Raw genomic sequence first — 14,019 nt, forward strand, 5'->3', positions numbered from 1 at the left:
TGCTCGCGCGTTACGGAGTGGCCTTGCAGGTCACGTCCTTCGCCGGCAGCTTGCCGGTGGTCAGGTAGGCCGTGGCCGTCTTGTCCGCGCACGACCTGCGGCCGTAGATGCCGTGTCCGACGCCTCCGGCGACCGTGACCATCTTCGAGCCCTTCAACACACGGTGCAGGCCCTCAGCGCCGCTCAACGGGGTCTGGGAATCCCACTGGTTCTGCAGGATCAGCGCCCCGGCCGTGTTGTCGATCTTGGTGGCGGGCTCACCGCCGGTCGTCTTCCAGAACGCGCACGGCTTGATGTGGGACGCGATGTCGCCGTACAGCGGGTACCTGCCCTTGTCCCGGAGCGCGTCGCTGCGGTACCGCTCGGGATCGCGCGGCCAGTCACGGCCGGTGTCGCCACAGACGACGCTCCACAGGCCGGTGACCTCGTTGTCCCCGGACTCGGTGGGCGAGTCGGACAAGCCCCTCTCCTCGGCGGCCTTCTTCAACTCGACGACCATCTCGGCGCCTTCGCGCGCGTCGTAGAACATGGCACGGCTCTCGGCGCGGACGTCAGCACCGGTCAGCTCACTCCCGTCGAAGTCGATCGGCTTGCGGTCGGCGCGGGCGACCAGGTCGTAGAAGGTCTGGCGGACCGCCTCGGGGGTCTTCCCCAGCCTGTACGTGGAGTTGTGCCGGGCGGTCCACTTGGTCCACCTGGTGAAGGCGGACTCGCTGTCCTGTGCCCAGAGCTGGAACACGCCGCGCCAGAGCCGGGCCGGGTCGACGGCGCTGTCCAGCACGAAGCGGTCGGAGCGCTGGGGGAACAGCTGCGTGTAGACCGCGCCCAGGTAGGTGCCGTACGAGAGTTCCAGGTAGGAGATCTTCTTCTCGCCGAGTACGGCACGGATCACGTCCATGTCCCGGGCGGTGTTGCGGGTGGTGATGTGGCGCAGCTTGTCGCCCTGCTTGGCGTAGCACTTCTCGGCGAAGGTGCGGGCCCACTTCACGTCCTTGGCGAACGTCCCGGCCTTGTAGGCCCGTTCCCACTTCTGTTCCCGGGGCGTCAGACCGCAGTCGACGGGAGAGCTCCGGCCGATGCCGCGCGGGTCGAAGCCTACGAGGTCGTACTTGCGCCGCACGGCCTTCGGCAGCAGCTCGTTCGCCATCAGTTCCGGCACGTCGATGCCCGGACTGCCCGGGCCGCCCGGGTTGAGCAGGAGCACACCGTGACGCTCGTTCCTGGTGCTCGTCTTCCACCTCGATATCGCGAGGTCGAGCTTCTTGCCGCCCGGGCGGCTGTAGTCGAGCGGCACCTTGATCGTGGCGCACTGGTAGGCCGCCGGCTGCTCACTGGCGCAGCGGTGCCAGGCCGGCTTCTGCGACACGTACTGGCTCAGGTGATCCTCCGCGGCGGGCGCCGTGGGCAGTGCGAGCGCGGAAAACACGGTGGCGGTGGTGGCGGCCGCCAGGAGAAGAGCTATGCGACTGCTTCGCACGGGGAGAAGGTGCCCTCGGCCGGCCCGGTGGCATCGACGGATGCCGTGAGGGTGCGCAGCCGTGCCCCGGCCTGCCTGAGACCTCAGTCAGTTGCACTAGCAAGTGCATCGAGCCCTTTACTCGTTGTCACGTACTCGATAACCGCTGAACACCCCATGCTGCCGCGCGGTTCACCCTGCGCACGACGGAGGCACGGCATCTCCATGCCGTAGCAGTTCTGTGCTGCCGCGAACCTCGGCGCGCGTTACGCCCTCTCTCCCGACGGAACGGAAGGCTCGCGGGCAACACGCGCGAGCCAGGAACAAGCAACCAAGGAATCAAGGAACCACACATGCGAACGTCACTGGTCCGCCGCGGTGCCGTCGCGGCCGCGGTAGCGACCGTCCTCGGTCTCGCGACCGCCTACACCGCCGATGCCACCACCGACGCCGCCACCGCGAGGGCCGCCGCCCCCGCCGGCACGTACCTGCTGATGGTCAAGCCGCCGAAGCCGGCGGACACGAAGCATCAGATCAGGGGCGTCGAGCTGTACCGCGTGCCCCCACAGGGAACCGAGTCCGGCGGGCATGCGAAGAAGCTCAGCGGCTGCATCCCGCTCGCCAAGTACCCCGAGTACACCAACACCCACCTGCACGTGCGCCGCGGCGACGCGATCGAGGCCCAGCTGTTCTCGAAGTGCGAAGCCGGCAAGGGCCGCGGAAACATGGGCGGCACCGTGCTGTGGGGAGCGACGTCGAAGAACATCAAGCAGCACAAGATCTTCTTCGACCTCGGCCAGTGAGTGGCCCGGCCCGGTAGGCCGTGATCCCGCGCACCGGTCCCGGGGGCAGAGGCCCGGGACAAGGCCCCGGAGCCGGTGCGCTGCGGCAGCCCGCGCCCGCGCCCGCGTCGCGTTCACTGCCCGGTGCGTGGGGCGGGTGATCTGCGGGCGAAATGAGGTCCCGCCCAACCGGTGGCGGCCACCACCTCCCGCGCGATGTCCACGACGAGCCGTCCGTCCGTCGCCACTCGCACGGTCCCTGCGGGGGCCCGCTGGTCCAGGAGCCGCGCCTTGCGGATACTTCCTTCCAGCTCCTGCTTCAACTCTGAGCCGAGTTCTCGTCCCGCCAGCCGCTCGCGGGCGGTGGCATCGGAGGCCGTGAGCAGGACTCGTACGATCCCCACTCCGGTCCCCATGGCACGCTCGAACATGCCCGTCGCCTCCGGCAGCACACTCATCGTGTTCGTGTAGATCAGGCGTCGGTAGCCGTGCCGGGCGAAGTTCGCCCACACGGCGGTCAGATTGCTCTCGGTGATCTCCGCGCGGTGGGGGTCTCCCTTCGGGGCCGGATGCACCTGCCCCATGAAGTCGCCATCGATGATCGCGTGAGCGACCGCCTCGGACCGCAGCAGCGCCGAAACCTCCCACCCCACAGTCGTCTTACCGACTCCAGCTCGTCCTCCGATGAGCAGTACTTCCGCGTGATCCATGGGGGCAGCGTGCCGGCGAGCGGCCGCCTCATGCGACCGGTATCGATCCGGCCGATCCCCGCGCCGCCCACGCGATCACGTCTACGGCTGGAGTGCTAGAACGGCAGATTGAAATCGGTCCTGTTCGGGCGGCCGGTGATGTCTGCCGCCAGTCGCAATCTGGCGACATGGTAGGCCCACGCGTGTGTGGAGGCCTTCTTCTCGACGCCGAAGTGCCGGCCGGTAGCCTTGTCGAGGACATGGTGGTATTCGGCGATGAGCTCCCAGGATGTCGCCGAGAAGTCGTCGTCGGTCCATCCGTACAGATGTCGTAGTTCGAACTGTACAGATTCCAGGAAGCTCATCTCGCCGCGATCCAGTGGTTCGACTCTCCCGCCGGTGGACAGGACCCAGCTCTTGATCTTCTCCGGTGCGCGAGTCCATTTGCTGCCGGAGTCGCGGATTTCCGCGTAGTCCACCCATGCCCAAAAGGCTTCCGCGTCTGCGATGTCCGGAGCTTGTCTGTGATGCTCGCGGCACAGCAGTGCGAAATTGCGCACGTCCATCGAGCCTCCCAGTGACGTCGGGACCACGTGGGCTCGCTCGACGGGGGAGTTCCAGCAGATCAAGCACTCTTCGCTGATCCCCAGGTACTCCATGATCGCTCTTTTGGAAGGGGGTGTCTTCCTGCTGTCCGCTTCGGCTTCCCGCTTCCTCAGCGGCAGTGACTCGATGTCGTACCAGAAGGACTTTCCCTCCCCCTCCGGGTAGCCTATGTGCATTTCCTGGGGTACGCGATTGTCCTGTCGTCTTTTGTTCTTCCAGCTGTACAAGGGAGTGTGCAGCTCGGTCAGATATGGCAGCGCTTTTTCGGGGAGGAAGTTCTCGATCATCTCCCATGAGTCGCGGTCGTAGCCGCCGGCGCTGTTGCGGTGTCCTTGCACGTCGAAGTAGAGAAGGCGTGGCGCGTTGGGTGCCTTTTGTTGTGCGCTCCATATGACCTCGAAGATGCGGGGCGCGCAGCGTTCGAAGTTTTCGTACACGGCCATGTCGTGGTACAGGGCCACGGGTTTGATGGTGTCCGGACGCTTCCGCTGCGTCTTCTTCGTGCTCTTTCTGGTGCTCTTCTTTTTTGGCATGTTCCCCCCGGGCGTGACCTTGAGCTCAGTAGCATGCCAGTGACCACTGACAAGCCCGGGAACCCTTCACTTCGCCGCGGAAGACAGAGACGGCTCCCGCACCCCCACCCCCCGCACCCGCAGCGTCAGCGGTGCCGCAGCCCCGGCCGCGGCGAACAGGGCGCCCAGGGCCAGCCAGCCCTCCCGGGGGTGGTCGCCGAGGCAGAGGAGGGCGATCAGGGCCGGGGCGACCGCCGTCGCGGCGCCGCGGCCCAGGGAGAAGAAGCCCTGGTACTGGCCGTGCATGCCCTCCGGGGCCAGGTTGAAGCTCAGGCCGAAGGAGCCTGCCGACAGCCACAGTTCGCCGAAGGTGAGCGCGGCGGCGAACAGCAGGAGCAGGACCGTCGCCTGCCAGCCGCCCATCCCGCCGGTGAACGCGACCAGCGCGCACGCGGCGAGCAGGGCGATCCCCGAGTTGCGGCACATGCGGGCGGCCCGGCGGTCGTCCTCGGCGCCGCGGCTGAACCGGATCTGCAGGCAGATCACCATCACCGTGTTGACGGCGACGATGCCCGACACCAGGACCGGCGGCGCCTCGGTGTGCTGGAGCACCCACAGCGGCACGGCGAACGACAGCACCTGCGCCTGCAGGGACAGCACACCGCAGATCAGGGTGACGGCGGCGTACCGCCGGTCGCGCAGCACCTGCCAGCCGGAACCGGTGCGCTCCGCCTTCCCGGCCGGACGGGTCTCGCGCGCCGGCAGCCACCGCAGCGGCAGCGCCGCGCCCGGGTAGGTCAGCGCCGTGCACCACAGCAGGGCCACGTACCCGGCCTCGGTGTCGGCCTGGATGACCAGCGCCGAGGCCGCCGCGCCGACGGTGATGCCGATGTTGGTCACCACCCGCAGGTAGGCCCGCAGCCGTACCCTCCCCCACGCTCGAACGCCCTCGCGCGGGGGGACCCCCACGGCGCCCTCCCCGACCGTGGCGACCAGCGCGCCGCGGGCCGCCGTGCTGCCCTGCTCGGCCAGGAGGAAGACCAGGATCAGCGCGAGGAACGCCGGGAAGGTGCGGGCGAAGGCCAGCGCGGCCATCGTGGCGAACTGGACGCCGAGCAGGACGGTGTACGTGCGCCGGGGGCCGAACCGGTCCGCCAGCCTGCCCAGCGGTACGGCACCGGCCAGCGCCACGATCCCGGCGACGGTGAGACCGGAGGCCACCTGGTGGACGGGCAGTCCGACGACCCGGGTGAAGAACAGGGTGCTGGTGGTCAGGTAGAGCCCGCTGCCGACCGTCTTCACCAGCCAGGACAGGGCGAGCAGCCGGGGCTCGCCGGGAGGGGGCAGAGCGGCGTCGAGCAGGGCGCGCGTCCGGCTCCGGGCTGAGGTGCTCATGCCGCGGGGACCGCCATCTCGTGCAGCCGCGCGATGAACGCCTCCGCCGCCGCCTCGTCCCCGGCCGTGAAGTACGCCTCCAGGCGCCCCGGACTGGCGCACTCCTCGGGCGTCAGCACCTCCAGCACACCGGGCACCGCCAGCACCCGTTCCCGCAGGCCGGGCAGCGCGGGCAGGCGGGTGCGGCCGACCGTCCCGGGGCGCGGTGCGCGGTCCGGGCGGCTGGGCGGCTCACCGGTCGAGACCCGGACGAACTCCTCCCACAGGTCCACCCCGAAGGCGTGCCACCACATGCGGGAGATGCCCATGCCGCCCGGCCGTACCGCCACTTCGCCGATGACCGGTCCCGCCTCGGTGCGGAAAACCTCCAGGTGCGTCACCCCGGCCGGCAGGCCGAGCGCGGCGACCACCCGGCGGTGCAGGTCCAGCACGTCCCGCGAGAAGGGGTCCGTCTGGTCGGTGATGTACCCGCTGTTCAGGTTCGGCGAGGTGCGCAGCGGAGGGAGGAAGTAGCGGGAGAGGGCCGCGCGGGCCACCTCGCCGTCGTGGACGACGCCGTCGCAGTGGTACTCGTGCGTGAACCGCACCAGGCGCTCCACCTGGACGGGCAGCCGCTGCTCCGCGAGGTCGGCGAAGTCGCCCGCCCCGTGCCGTGCGGCGAACTCCTCGGGGGAGTCGACCCGGTAGGTGCACTTCGAGGCGGAGCCGAACACCGGCTTGATCATGACGGGCCAGCCGGTCCGCTCCGCCGCCCGGGGCACCTCGTCGACCGTGGCGGCCTGGGCGTGGTCCGTCACCGGGAGGCCGGCGGCGCGCAGCCTGTCCTTCATGGCCCGCTTGTGGGCGCCCCACAGGGACGCGTCGAAGCCGGGCCCGGGCACCCCGAGCAGGGCACGGACCAGGCCGGCCGCCACGACGCTCTTCTCGGTGGCCGCGACGACGTGGTCGACCGGTCCGTGCGCGGCGAGTTCGTACGCCGCCTGCTCGACCTGAGTCAGGTCGGCGAAGCTGTCGACGTACGCCACCTCGTGCCCCCGGTACAGGTCGGCGTAGACCTTGCGGGTCATGACGCGGACGGTGACGTCCCGGCGGCGGGCCAGGGCTTGGAGGACCTCGGGCTTGTCCGAGTTGAGCAGGAGTACCTGCCGGGTCACTTGATCTCCGTAGGGGGTGAGGCGTGGTGGTAGGTGACGGTGGCGGCCGCCTCGTCGACGACGGCCCAGGCGGGGGAGGGGCCGCGGTCCGGGGCGCAGCCGGTGACGGAGCCGACGTTGATCACGTAGCGGGCGTCCGGGGCGAGCGGGACCGGCTCGCCGAACCGTACGGGCAGGCGCTCCACCCGCACCGGGCCGGTGCCGTCGGGCCGCAGCCGGTACAGCGCGCTGCGGTGGTGGTGCCCGTGCACCAGCGCCCGCCCGGGGAAGTCCGCGTCGGCCGGGCACCACCGCCCCGGCTCCAGTTCGCGCCAGGGCAGCGGGTGGCCGTGGCAGTACAGCGCGAAGCCGGTGCGGTGCTCCAGCGGGGCGTCGAGCAGCGGGCGGCTCCAGTCGGGCAGGTCCTGGTCGGGCACCAGGGCCCGGATCCGTTCCTCCTGGTTGCCCCGCACCAGCCGTACCCCGTCCAGGAGCCGGGCGAGTTCGGGGTCCGGGTCGAAGACGTCGGTCAGCCGGCCGCCGAACTCGTAGCCGGCGACCTCGCCTTTCCCGACGCGGCACTCGAAGACGTCGCCGAGGCAGACCACCCGGTCCACCTCCTGCTCGCGGATGCCGTCGAGGACGGCGCGCAGTCGTGCGGTGTCCCCGTGGATGTCGGTCACGACGGCGTGGCGCACCGCTCTCACCCGCTCGTCTCGATCCGCACCCGCTCCGCCAGCGCCGCGCAGACCCGGGCGGCGTCGGCCGCGTCCGTGCCGTCGGCGATGACGTATCCGGCGCGGTCCTGCGAGCTGCGCACCGGGCGGACCCGGTCGCCGACCTCGACGTCCAGGTGGATCTCGGCGGTGGTGCCGTCGGTGTCGGGCAGGGCGATGTCCCGGACCGTGCCGGGCGGTGGGGTGAGGAAGCGGATGGCCGCTCCCCGGCGGGCGACGGGCGGGTCGGCCGGCGGCGGGAGCAGGCCGAGCGGGCAGCCCGCGGTGAGGGCCACCACGTCCAGGCCGTAGGCGCGGCGCAGCAGTTCGCGGATCTTGTCGCCGCCGATGCGGTTGTGCGACTCCAGGATCCGGGGGCCCTTGGAGGTGATCTTGACCTCGGTGTGGGCGGGGCCCTCGGTCAGGCCCACGGCGTCCAGGAAGGCCCGGACGAGCGCGGCGGTCTCCGCCAGCACGGGCGGGGGCAGGGCGCTCGGCTGGGTGTGCCCTGTCTCCACGAACGCGGTGCCGACCAGCTTGTCGGTCACCGCGAGCACGGTGTGCTTCCCGTCGTACGAGAAGCTCTCCACGCTGATCTCGGGCCCGTCGAGGTACTCCTCGGCGATCGGCCGCAGCCCGCCCGCCGCCTCGAACGCCCGCCAGACGTCCTCGGCGTCCTGCGGCCCGGCCACCTCGAAGACGGCCTGACTGCTGGTGCCCGCCGCCGGCTTGAGGATGACCGGCCCGCCCGTCGCACGGCAGAACGCGGCGAGGTCGGCCGGGTCGCGCGGGGCGGTGGTGGCCACGGGGCCGACGCCGCGGGCGTTGAGGAGTTCCCGCATGCGCCGCTTGTCCTGCAACAGCCCCACGGTGCGCAGGGAGTTGCCGGGCAGGCCGAGCCGCTCGGCGACCGCGGCCGTCGGCAGCAGGCCCCGTTCGGTGAGCGACAGGACACGCGCGAAGGGGCGTTCGGCGTGCAGCGGCGCCAGGGCCGCGTGCAGTGCGCCGGTGTCGGCCAGGGGGGCCGCCAGTGCCGTGTCCGCCTCGGCGGCCACCGGTGGCGCCGGCTGCGCCGCGTCGTGCACGAAGACGGTGTCGATGCCCAGGGCGCGGGCAGCGCGCACCAGTTGCGGGGTGCCCGCGAGCACCGCGATACGCGGTGTCGCGGGCACCTGCTGCCCGAAGGTCATGCCACGGGCTCCGGCTGCGCCTGCGCCGCGGTCCCCGCCTCGGGCGCCACCGCCTCCGGGTCGCCGAAGCGCTCCTTGAGGTAGGCGATGATGTCGGCGTTCTCCCGCAGCTTGCCCGGGATGACCGTGGCGCCGTCCACCAGGGCCGGGATGAACTTGCTGCCCGTGGTGCGGATCAGCTCGTGCCGCTCCTCGCGCGGCTTGGGCACGTTGATGTTGACGTAGGAGACCTGGAGTTTGGTGAGCAGTTCGCGCACCGGCTTGCAGTCCGGGCAGGTCTCCCGCTGGAACAGGACGAGCATCAGCGGCCCTCCTCGTGGAACGTACGGATGATCTCGCCGACGCCGGAGCCCGGCGTGAAGGTGTGGCCGAGGTCGAGCAGGGCCATCTCCAGGGCGCCGAAGATGCCGCTCAGGTCGAGGGCGTCGGCCGCGCCCACGTGCCCGACCCGGATGAGCTTGCCCTTGAGGTGGGCCTGGCCGCCGGTCATCGTGACACCGTACGAGGTGGACAGCGTCTTCAGCAGCCGGCCGGTGTCGATGCCCTCGGGCGCGAGCGCCGAGGTGATGACGTGGCTGCGCCGGTGCGGGGCCTGCACGAAGGTGCTGAACCCGAGCTTCAGCAGCCCGCGTTCGGCCGCCCTGCCCAGCACGGCGTGGCGCCCGCGGAAGGCCTCCATGCCCTCCTCGTCCAGCATCTTCAGCGACTCGTGCAGGGCGAGCAGCAGGGACACCGCGGGGGAGGAGGACGACATCGGGTAGAAGTGGCGGAGCCGCTCGAAGGACCAGTAGTAGTTCGGCCCGGTGGAGCGCTCCACGGCCGTCCACGCCTTGTCGGACAGGGCGACGAAGGCGAGCCCCGGCGGGAGCATGAAGCCCTTGTGGGAGGCGGCGAGGACCACGTCCAGGCCCCACGCGTCCATCTCCAGCGGGTGCACCAGCAGGCCGCTGATGGCGTCCACGACCACCACCACGTCGGTGTCGCGGAAGATCCGCCCGATCGCCTCGACGTCGTTGAGGGCGCCGGTGGAGGTCTCGCTGTAGACGACGAACGCGCCCTTGATCCCGGGGTGTTCGCGGTAGGCGGCCGCGACCCGCTCGGGGTCGGCGCTGGTGCCCCAGTCGCTCTCGACGACGTGCACGACGAGGCCGTACGAGGTGCAGATCGCCTGGAAGCGTTCGCCGAAGTAGCCGTTGGAGACGACGAGGACCTCGTCGCCGGCCGAGAAGCAGTTGGCGACCGCGGCCTCCATGGCGCCGGTCCCGGAGGAGGCGATGGTGTACACGGGGGCGCTGGTGCCGAACAGCGGGGGCAGGCCGCCGCTGATCTCGTGGATCAGCTGCTCCATCTCGGTGGAGCGGTGGTGGATGATCTCGCGGGCCCCGGCCAGCAGCAGGCGCTGCGGGACTTCGGTGGGACCGGGTGTGGCCAGCCGCAGCTTCACCGGCTGTTCTCCTTGATCGTGTCGGTGGCGGGGACGGGCGCCGCGGTCCGGGGCGCGTCGACGAAGACGCGGCGGGTGGCGGGCTTCAGGTCGAAGTCGAAGAGCACCACGCGGTGGCTCGGCGACATGGCGAGGCGGCCCTCCCGGAAGGGCACGAGCAGGCTGGTGCCGAGCAGCGACGACTTCAGGTGGGAGAAGCCGTTCGGGTCGGCGGTGGTCAGCTCGTGCAGATAGCGGCTGCCGTCGGCGGGGGACTCGGGGGCGATCCGCTCCAGCGTGCGCAGCAGGTCCTGCACCGCGCCCGGTTCGTAGCGCATGACGGTGAGCCCGATGGTGCTGCCGTGGGCGAACACCCCGGCGAGTCCGTCGCCCGTGCCGTGCTCCTGGAGGGTGGCGGCGATCCGGTCGGTGAGGTCGTAGTGGGAGTTGAGGCCGGTGCTCTCCACGGTCAGTTCGATCACGGGGCCACCTCCGCGGGCCCGGCGATCGCCGCCGGCGTGTTCCCGGCCGTGAGGTCGCCGGGGCCGGTCAGCGTCCAGGCGGGCACCCCGGCCAGGAGGTCAGTGATGCGCTCGACCTGGGCGGTGTGGGCGGCGCGGCCGTCGTCGAGGTAGTGGTGCCAGCCGGCGTTGGCGCCGTCGAAGGCCGACTCGACGTTGGCGCGCAGGACCTCGGCGTGCTCCTCACGGCTGCCGGTCAGCGGCTCGACGACGGTGTGCTCGCCGGGGCCGATGGCCGGGTGCAGGATCGCCGCGACGGGCACCCGCACCCCGACCGGGGCGCTCGGGAAGCGCTCCCGGAACGGCAGCGGGTCCACCGCGAACTTCCCCACCGGGGAGAACGCGTGGCCCTCGGCGGGCACGTAGTCGTCGCCGATGCCGGCGATCTCCTTCAGCCCCGGGTACTTGGCGACGGTGCCGTAGCCGAGGTGCGGGTAGTCGGGCCAGCCGGCCGCGACGACCGAGCCGTCGGGCAGCTCGTGCAGCACGGTCTTGTCGCCGCTGAGCACCTGGTAGCCGAAGTGCTCCACCAGCTCCAGGAGCACCGTGCTCTTGCCGGCGCCCTTGGCGCCGGTGACCAGGACGGCCTCGCCGTCCCGGTAGGCGGCGGTGGCGTGCAGCACCGCGGCGCCGGTGTTCTCCTGGTGCTTCAGCACCAGGTCGCGCACCAGCTCGACGAGGTCCATGTGCCCGCCGGCGCCCAGCGTCACGTCGATCACGCGGGCGGCGCGGTCGAAGCGGAAACGCGTGCCGGTCTTGACGCACTCCAGGTACTCCCGGCCGTCCGCCTCGGCGCGCCGGGCCGGCACGGTGAAGAACGCGCTGGCGCTCTTGCGGAGGTAGATGTCCTCCTGCGCGGTCCCCGCAGGAGGCGCGAGGCGCTCCGGGTCGGGGGCGTGCACGCGCAGTGTGGCGACCGGCTCGCGGCCGGTCTCGTCGGGCTTGGCCTCCTCGGCGGTCAGGTGCGTGGCGAGGAAGGCCAGCGCGTCCTCGACGCCGGCACCGGGCGCCACCTCCAGGTCGAGCCGGGTGCCGTGGAAGTCCAGCCACAGGGTGGTGGGGCGGGTGGTCACTGTGCGGCCTCCGCGAGTTCGCGTCCCAGGGACTCGTAGCGGTCCTGCTGTTCCAGCATCTGGGGCATGCGCTGCAGGTCGAAGATCTCCTTGAGCGGGGCGAGTTCCGGCTCCACGTTCAGCGTGGTGCCGTCCCGCATGATCCGGGTGAGGGTCTCCCGCATGGCCCGGATCGAGCTGCGCAGCGCCTGGTTGGCGTAGATCGCCATGGCGAAGCCGCGCTGCTCCAGCTCCTCGACGGTGACCTGGTTGTAGGTGGTCGGCACGACGATCACCGGCAGGTCGCCGCGGTAGGCCTCGCGGAAGGCGAAGACCTCCTCGGGGTCCTTGCGCTTGGAGTGGATGAGCAGGGCGTCGGCCCCGGCCCGCTCGTAGACGTCGGCCCGGCGCAGCGCCTCGGCCATGCCCTGCCCGGAGATCAGCGCCTCCAGGCGGGCCACCACGAGCATGTCGGTGCGGGTCTCGGTCGCGGCCCGGATCTTGCCCGCGAAGTCGTGCAGCGGGGCGAGGTCCTGGTTGCCCTCGATGAAGCTGTTGAGCTTGGGGAACTGCTTGTCCTCGATGCACACGCCGGCCACGCCGCGCGCCTCGTAGGAGCGCACCATGTGGATGACGTTGTTGACGTTGCCGAACCCGGAGTCGCAGTCGGCGAGGACGGGGATGTCCACCGCGGACGCGAGGTCGGCCGCCGCCTCCAGGCACTCGCCCATGGCGAGGATGTTGGCGTCGGGCACGCCGGCCGCGGCGGAGATCTCCAGTCCGCTGGACCAGACGACGTCGAAGCCGGCCTCCTCGGCGAGCCGCGCGCTGAGCGGGCTGTGCGAGCCCATGGCACGTGTCAGTCGCGGGGCGGCGAGCGCCGCGCGCAGCCGCTGTGCCGCGCCGGCCGGTGCCTCGTTCTGTCCCTGCTGAGACGGTCGTCTCCCGGTCATGCGTCCCCTCCGTTGGTGTGTTCGGTCTGTCCGGCGAGTTCCCGGCACACGTCCTCGACCGTCTCGTCGAGGACCTTGCGCGGCCGGGCCGCGCCGATCCGGCGCCCGACCTCCCACGGGTCGAGCCCGTGGCGGGCGCTGATCTTCTCGATGCGGTCCTGGAAGTAGAAGTGGTGGTCGTTGATCCCGGCGGCGATCTCCGCCCGGCGCACCGTCATCGGGCGCGGCAGGACCTGCTCGGCCACGTACTCGGCGGCCTCGCAGACCAGCGGCAGATCGGCGTGGGTGTCGTACTTGGGCCACGCGGTGAGGAAGGCCGCGGCCTGCTCGGTGGCGAGGTTCCCGGCGCCCCGGGCCATGGCGCACAGCGAGGCGTCCAGCCAGCTCACGCCGGCGTCCAGACCGGCGACGGCGTTGGCCGCGGCCAGGCCCAGGTTGTTGTGGGCGTGGATGCCGAGCGGTGTCGGCAGCCGCTCGGCCAGCAGCTCGATCCGCCGGCGGACGTCGTCCGGGGTGAGCGCGCCGAAGGAGTCGGCGATGTAGAAGACGTCCGGCGCCTCCCCGGCCACCACCGCGGCGACCTCGGCCAGTTGCTCCAGGGTCGTGTAGCTGACGGCCATGAGGTTGACGCCGACCTTGAGGCCGAGCGCCCGCACGGCACGGACGTACTCCGGGACCCCGTCGATGTTCCACGGGTAGGCGGCGATACGCACCAGGGACACCGGGCTGTCGGGCAGGTCGTCCATGGCCGTCACCGGGCACACCGTGGGGACGACCATCACGGCCAGCTCGGCGTGGGAGACGGCCGGCAGCGCCGCGAGGTACTCGGGCGTGCAGTGCGCGGAGGGGCCCGCCGTGGCACTGGACTTGCTCCCGGAGCCGCCGCGGTAGCCGACCTCGATGACGTCGACGCGGGCGGCGTCCAGGGTGCTCACGATGGTGTGGACGTCGGTGGCGGTGAACTGCCAGTCGTTCTGGTTCCCGCCGTCGCGCAGGGTGCAGTCGAGCAGGGTGGGTTTCACACGGCTCCTTCCAGATGCGCCGCCGGGTCGGCCAGTTGGGCGCGGAAGCGCTCCACCAGCTGCTGCGGCGTCTGCTGCACGCGCTGTCCGGCGGGGTGGCTGCGGGGCTTGCAGCGGATCCTGACCAGCGTGGGTGTGCCGGTCAGGTCCAGCGCGGCCAGCTGGTCGAGGTCGTCCACGGTGTGGGCGGCGGCGTAACCGGCCGCGAGGGCCATGGCCGCCGGGTCGCCGAGGGCGACGGTGCGCTGGCCGCCGGTGCTCTCGTGGGCGCCGTTGTCGAGGACGACGTGGACGAGGTCCGGCCGGTGCTCGGCGATCATCGGCAGACAGCCCGGGTTCATGGCGAACGAGCCGTCGCCGTCCAGCACCAGCACCCGGCGGTCGGGGTGGGCCAGGGCGATGCCGAGCCCGATCGGCGCGGCCATGCCCATGGAGCCGACGAGGTAGAAGTGGTTGGCGCGATCGCGGATGTTGTACACGTCGCGCGTGATGTAACCGCAGGTCGTCACCGTCAGGGCGGTGGACTCGCGCTCCAGCAGTGCGCCCAGGGCGTCACGGATGTCCAGCAA

General features: G+C 71.3%; 15 protein-coding genes. 1 reads left to right on the plus strand and 14 read right to left on the minus strand.

Features of this window, described 5'->3' with window-relative positions; all coding sequences use genetic code 11:
• Window positions 1-10: 10 nt before the first annotated feature.
• Window positions 11-1,477, minus strand: a complete 1,467-nt coding sequence (locus tag C1703_RS22105) for an alpha/beta hydrolase (RefSeq protein WP_114254516.1) — start codon at window positions 1,475-1,477, stop codon at window positions 11-13.
• Between the two features lie 332 nt (window positions 1,478-1,809).
• On the opposite strand from C1703_RS22105, the gene C1703_RS22110 reads away from it, so the two are divergent.
• On the plus strand, window positions 1,810-2,259 hold the full coding sequence (locus C1703_RS22110; protein WP_114254517.1) for a hypothetical protein: 450 nt from the start codon (window positions 1,810-1,812) through the stop codon (window positions 2,257-2,259).
• 113 nt (window positions 2,260-2,372) lie between these two features.
• On the opposite strand, the gene C1703_RS22115 is transcribed toward C1703_RS22110, so the two are convergent.
• The 13 genes from C1703_RS22115 to C1703_RS22180 form a co-directional block, all read right to left on the minus strand.
• Window positions 2,373-2,948 carry an AAA family ATPase gene (locus tag C1703_RS22115; protein ID WP_114254518.1) on the minus strand — a complete coding sequence of 192 codons (576 nt, stop codon included), beginning with the start codon at window positions 2,946-2,948 and terminating at the stop codon, window positions 2,373-2,375.
• Window positions 2,949-3,043: 95 nt separating this feature from the next.
• Window positions 3,044-3,994 carry an HNH endonuclease gene (locus C1703_RS39815; protein WP_232840558.1) on the minus strand — a complete coding sequence of 317 codons (951 nt, stop codon included), beginning with the start codon at window positions 3,992-3,994 and terminating at the stop codon, window positions 3,044-3,046.
• A gap of 138 nt (window positions 3,995-4,132) precedes the next feature.
• A complete protein-coding gene (locus C1703_RS22130; RefSeq protein WP_114254520.1) occupies window positions 4,133-5,440 on the minus strand; it encodes an MFS transporter in 1,308 nt (435 codons plus the stop codon).
• Window positions 5,437-6,594 carry an ATP-grasp domain-containing protein gene (locus tag C1703_RS22135; protein WP_114254521.1) on the minus strand — a complete coding sequence of 386 codons (1,158 nt, stop codon included), beginning with the start codon at window positions 6,592-6,594 and terminating at the stop codon, window positions 5,437-5,439. The genes C1703_RS22130 and C1703_RS22135 overlap by 4 nt, the downstream gene beginning before the upstream one ends.
• On the minus strand, window positions 6,591-7,271 hold the full coding sequence (locus tag C1703_RS22140; protein ID WP_157993152.1) for a metallophosphoesterase family protein: 681 nt from the start codon (window positions 7,269-7,271) through the stop codon (window positions 6,591-6,593). Before C1703_RS22140 ends, C1703_RS22135 begins: the two co-directional genes overlap by 4 nt.
• A gap of 5 nt (window positions 7,272-7,276) precedes the next feature.
• Window positions 7,277-8,479, minus strand: a complete 1,203-nt coding sequence (locus C1703_RS22145) for an ATP-grasp domain-containing protein (protein ID WP_114254523.1) — start codon at window positions 8,477-8,479, stop codon at window positions 7,277-7,279.
• Window positions 8,476-8,781 carry a glutaredoxin domain-containing protein gene (locus C1703_RS22150; RefSeq protein WP_114254524.1) on the minus strand — a complete coding sequence of 102 codons (306 nt, stop codon included), beginning with the start codon at window positions 8,779-8,781 and terminating at the stop codon, window positions 8,476-8,478. Before C1703_RS22150 ends, C1703_RS22145 begins: the two co-directional genes overlap by 4 nt.
• On the minus strand, window positions 8,781-9,923 hold the full coding sequence (locus C1703_RS22155; RefSeq protein ID WP_114254525.1) for an alanine--glyoxylate aminotransferase family protein: 1,143 nt from the start codon (window positions 9,921-9,923) through the stop codon (window positions 8,781-8,783). The genes C1703_RS22150 and C1703_RS22155 overlap by 1 nt, the downstream gene beginning before the upstream one ends.
• Window positions 9,920-10,384, minus strand: a complete 465-nt coding sequence (locus tag C1703_RS22160; protein WP_114254526.1) for a YjbQ family protein — start codon at window positions 10,382-10,384, stop codon at window positions 9,920-9,922. The genes C1703_RS22155 and C1703_RS22160 overlap by 4 nt, the downstream gene beginning before the upstream one ends.
• Window positions 10,381-11,496 (minus strand): hypothetical protein, encoded by a 1,116-nt coding sequence (locus C1703_RS22165; protein ID WP_114254527.1) that lies wholly within the window; start codon window positions 11,494-11,496, stop codon window positions 10,381-10,383. Before C1703_RS22165 ends, C1703_RS22160 begins: the two co-directional genes overlap by 4 nt.
• A complete protein-coding gene (locus C1703_RS22170; protein WP_114254528.1) occupies window positions 11,493-12,428 on the minus strand; it encodes an isocitrate lyase/phosphoenolpyruvate mutase family protein in 936 nt (311 codons plus the stop codon). Before C1703_RS22170 ends, C1703_RS22165 begins: the two co-directional genes overlap by 4 nt.
• A complete protein-coding gene (locus C1703_RS22175; protein ID WP_157993153.1) occupies window positions 12,425-13,450 on the minus strand; it encodes an aldolase in 1,026 nt (341 codons plus the stop codon). Before C1703_RS22175 ends, C1703_RS22170 begins: the two co-directional genes overlap by 4 nt.
• Window positions 13,447-14,019 carry a thiamine pyrophosphate-dependent enzyme gene (locus tag C1703_RS22180; protein WP_198678245.1) on the minus strand — a complete coding sequence of 191 codons (573 nt, stop codon included), beginning with the start codon at window positions 14,017-14,019 and terminating at the stop codon, window positions 13,447-13,449. Before C1703_RS22180 ends, C1703_RS22175 begins: the two co-directional genes overlap by 4 nt.

Origin of the sequence: Streptomyces sp. Go-475 (assembly GCF_003330845.1) — a bacterium.
In the GTDB taxonomy this organism is placed as follows: domain Bacteria; phylum Actinomycetota; class Actinomycetes; order Streptomycetales; family Streptomycetaceae; genus Streptomyces.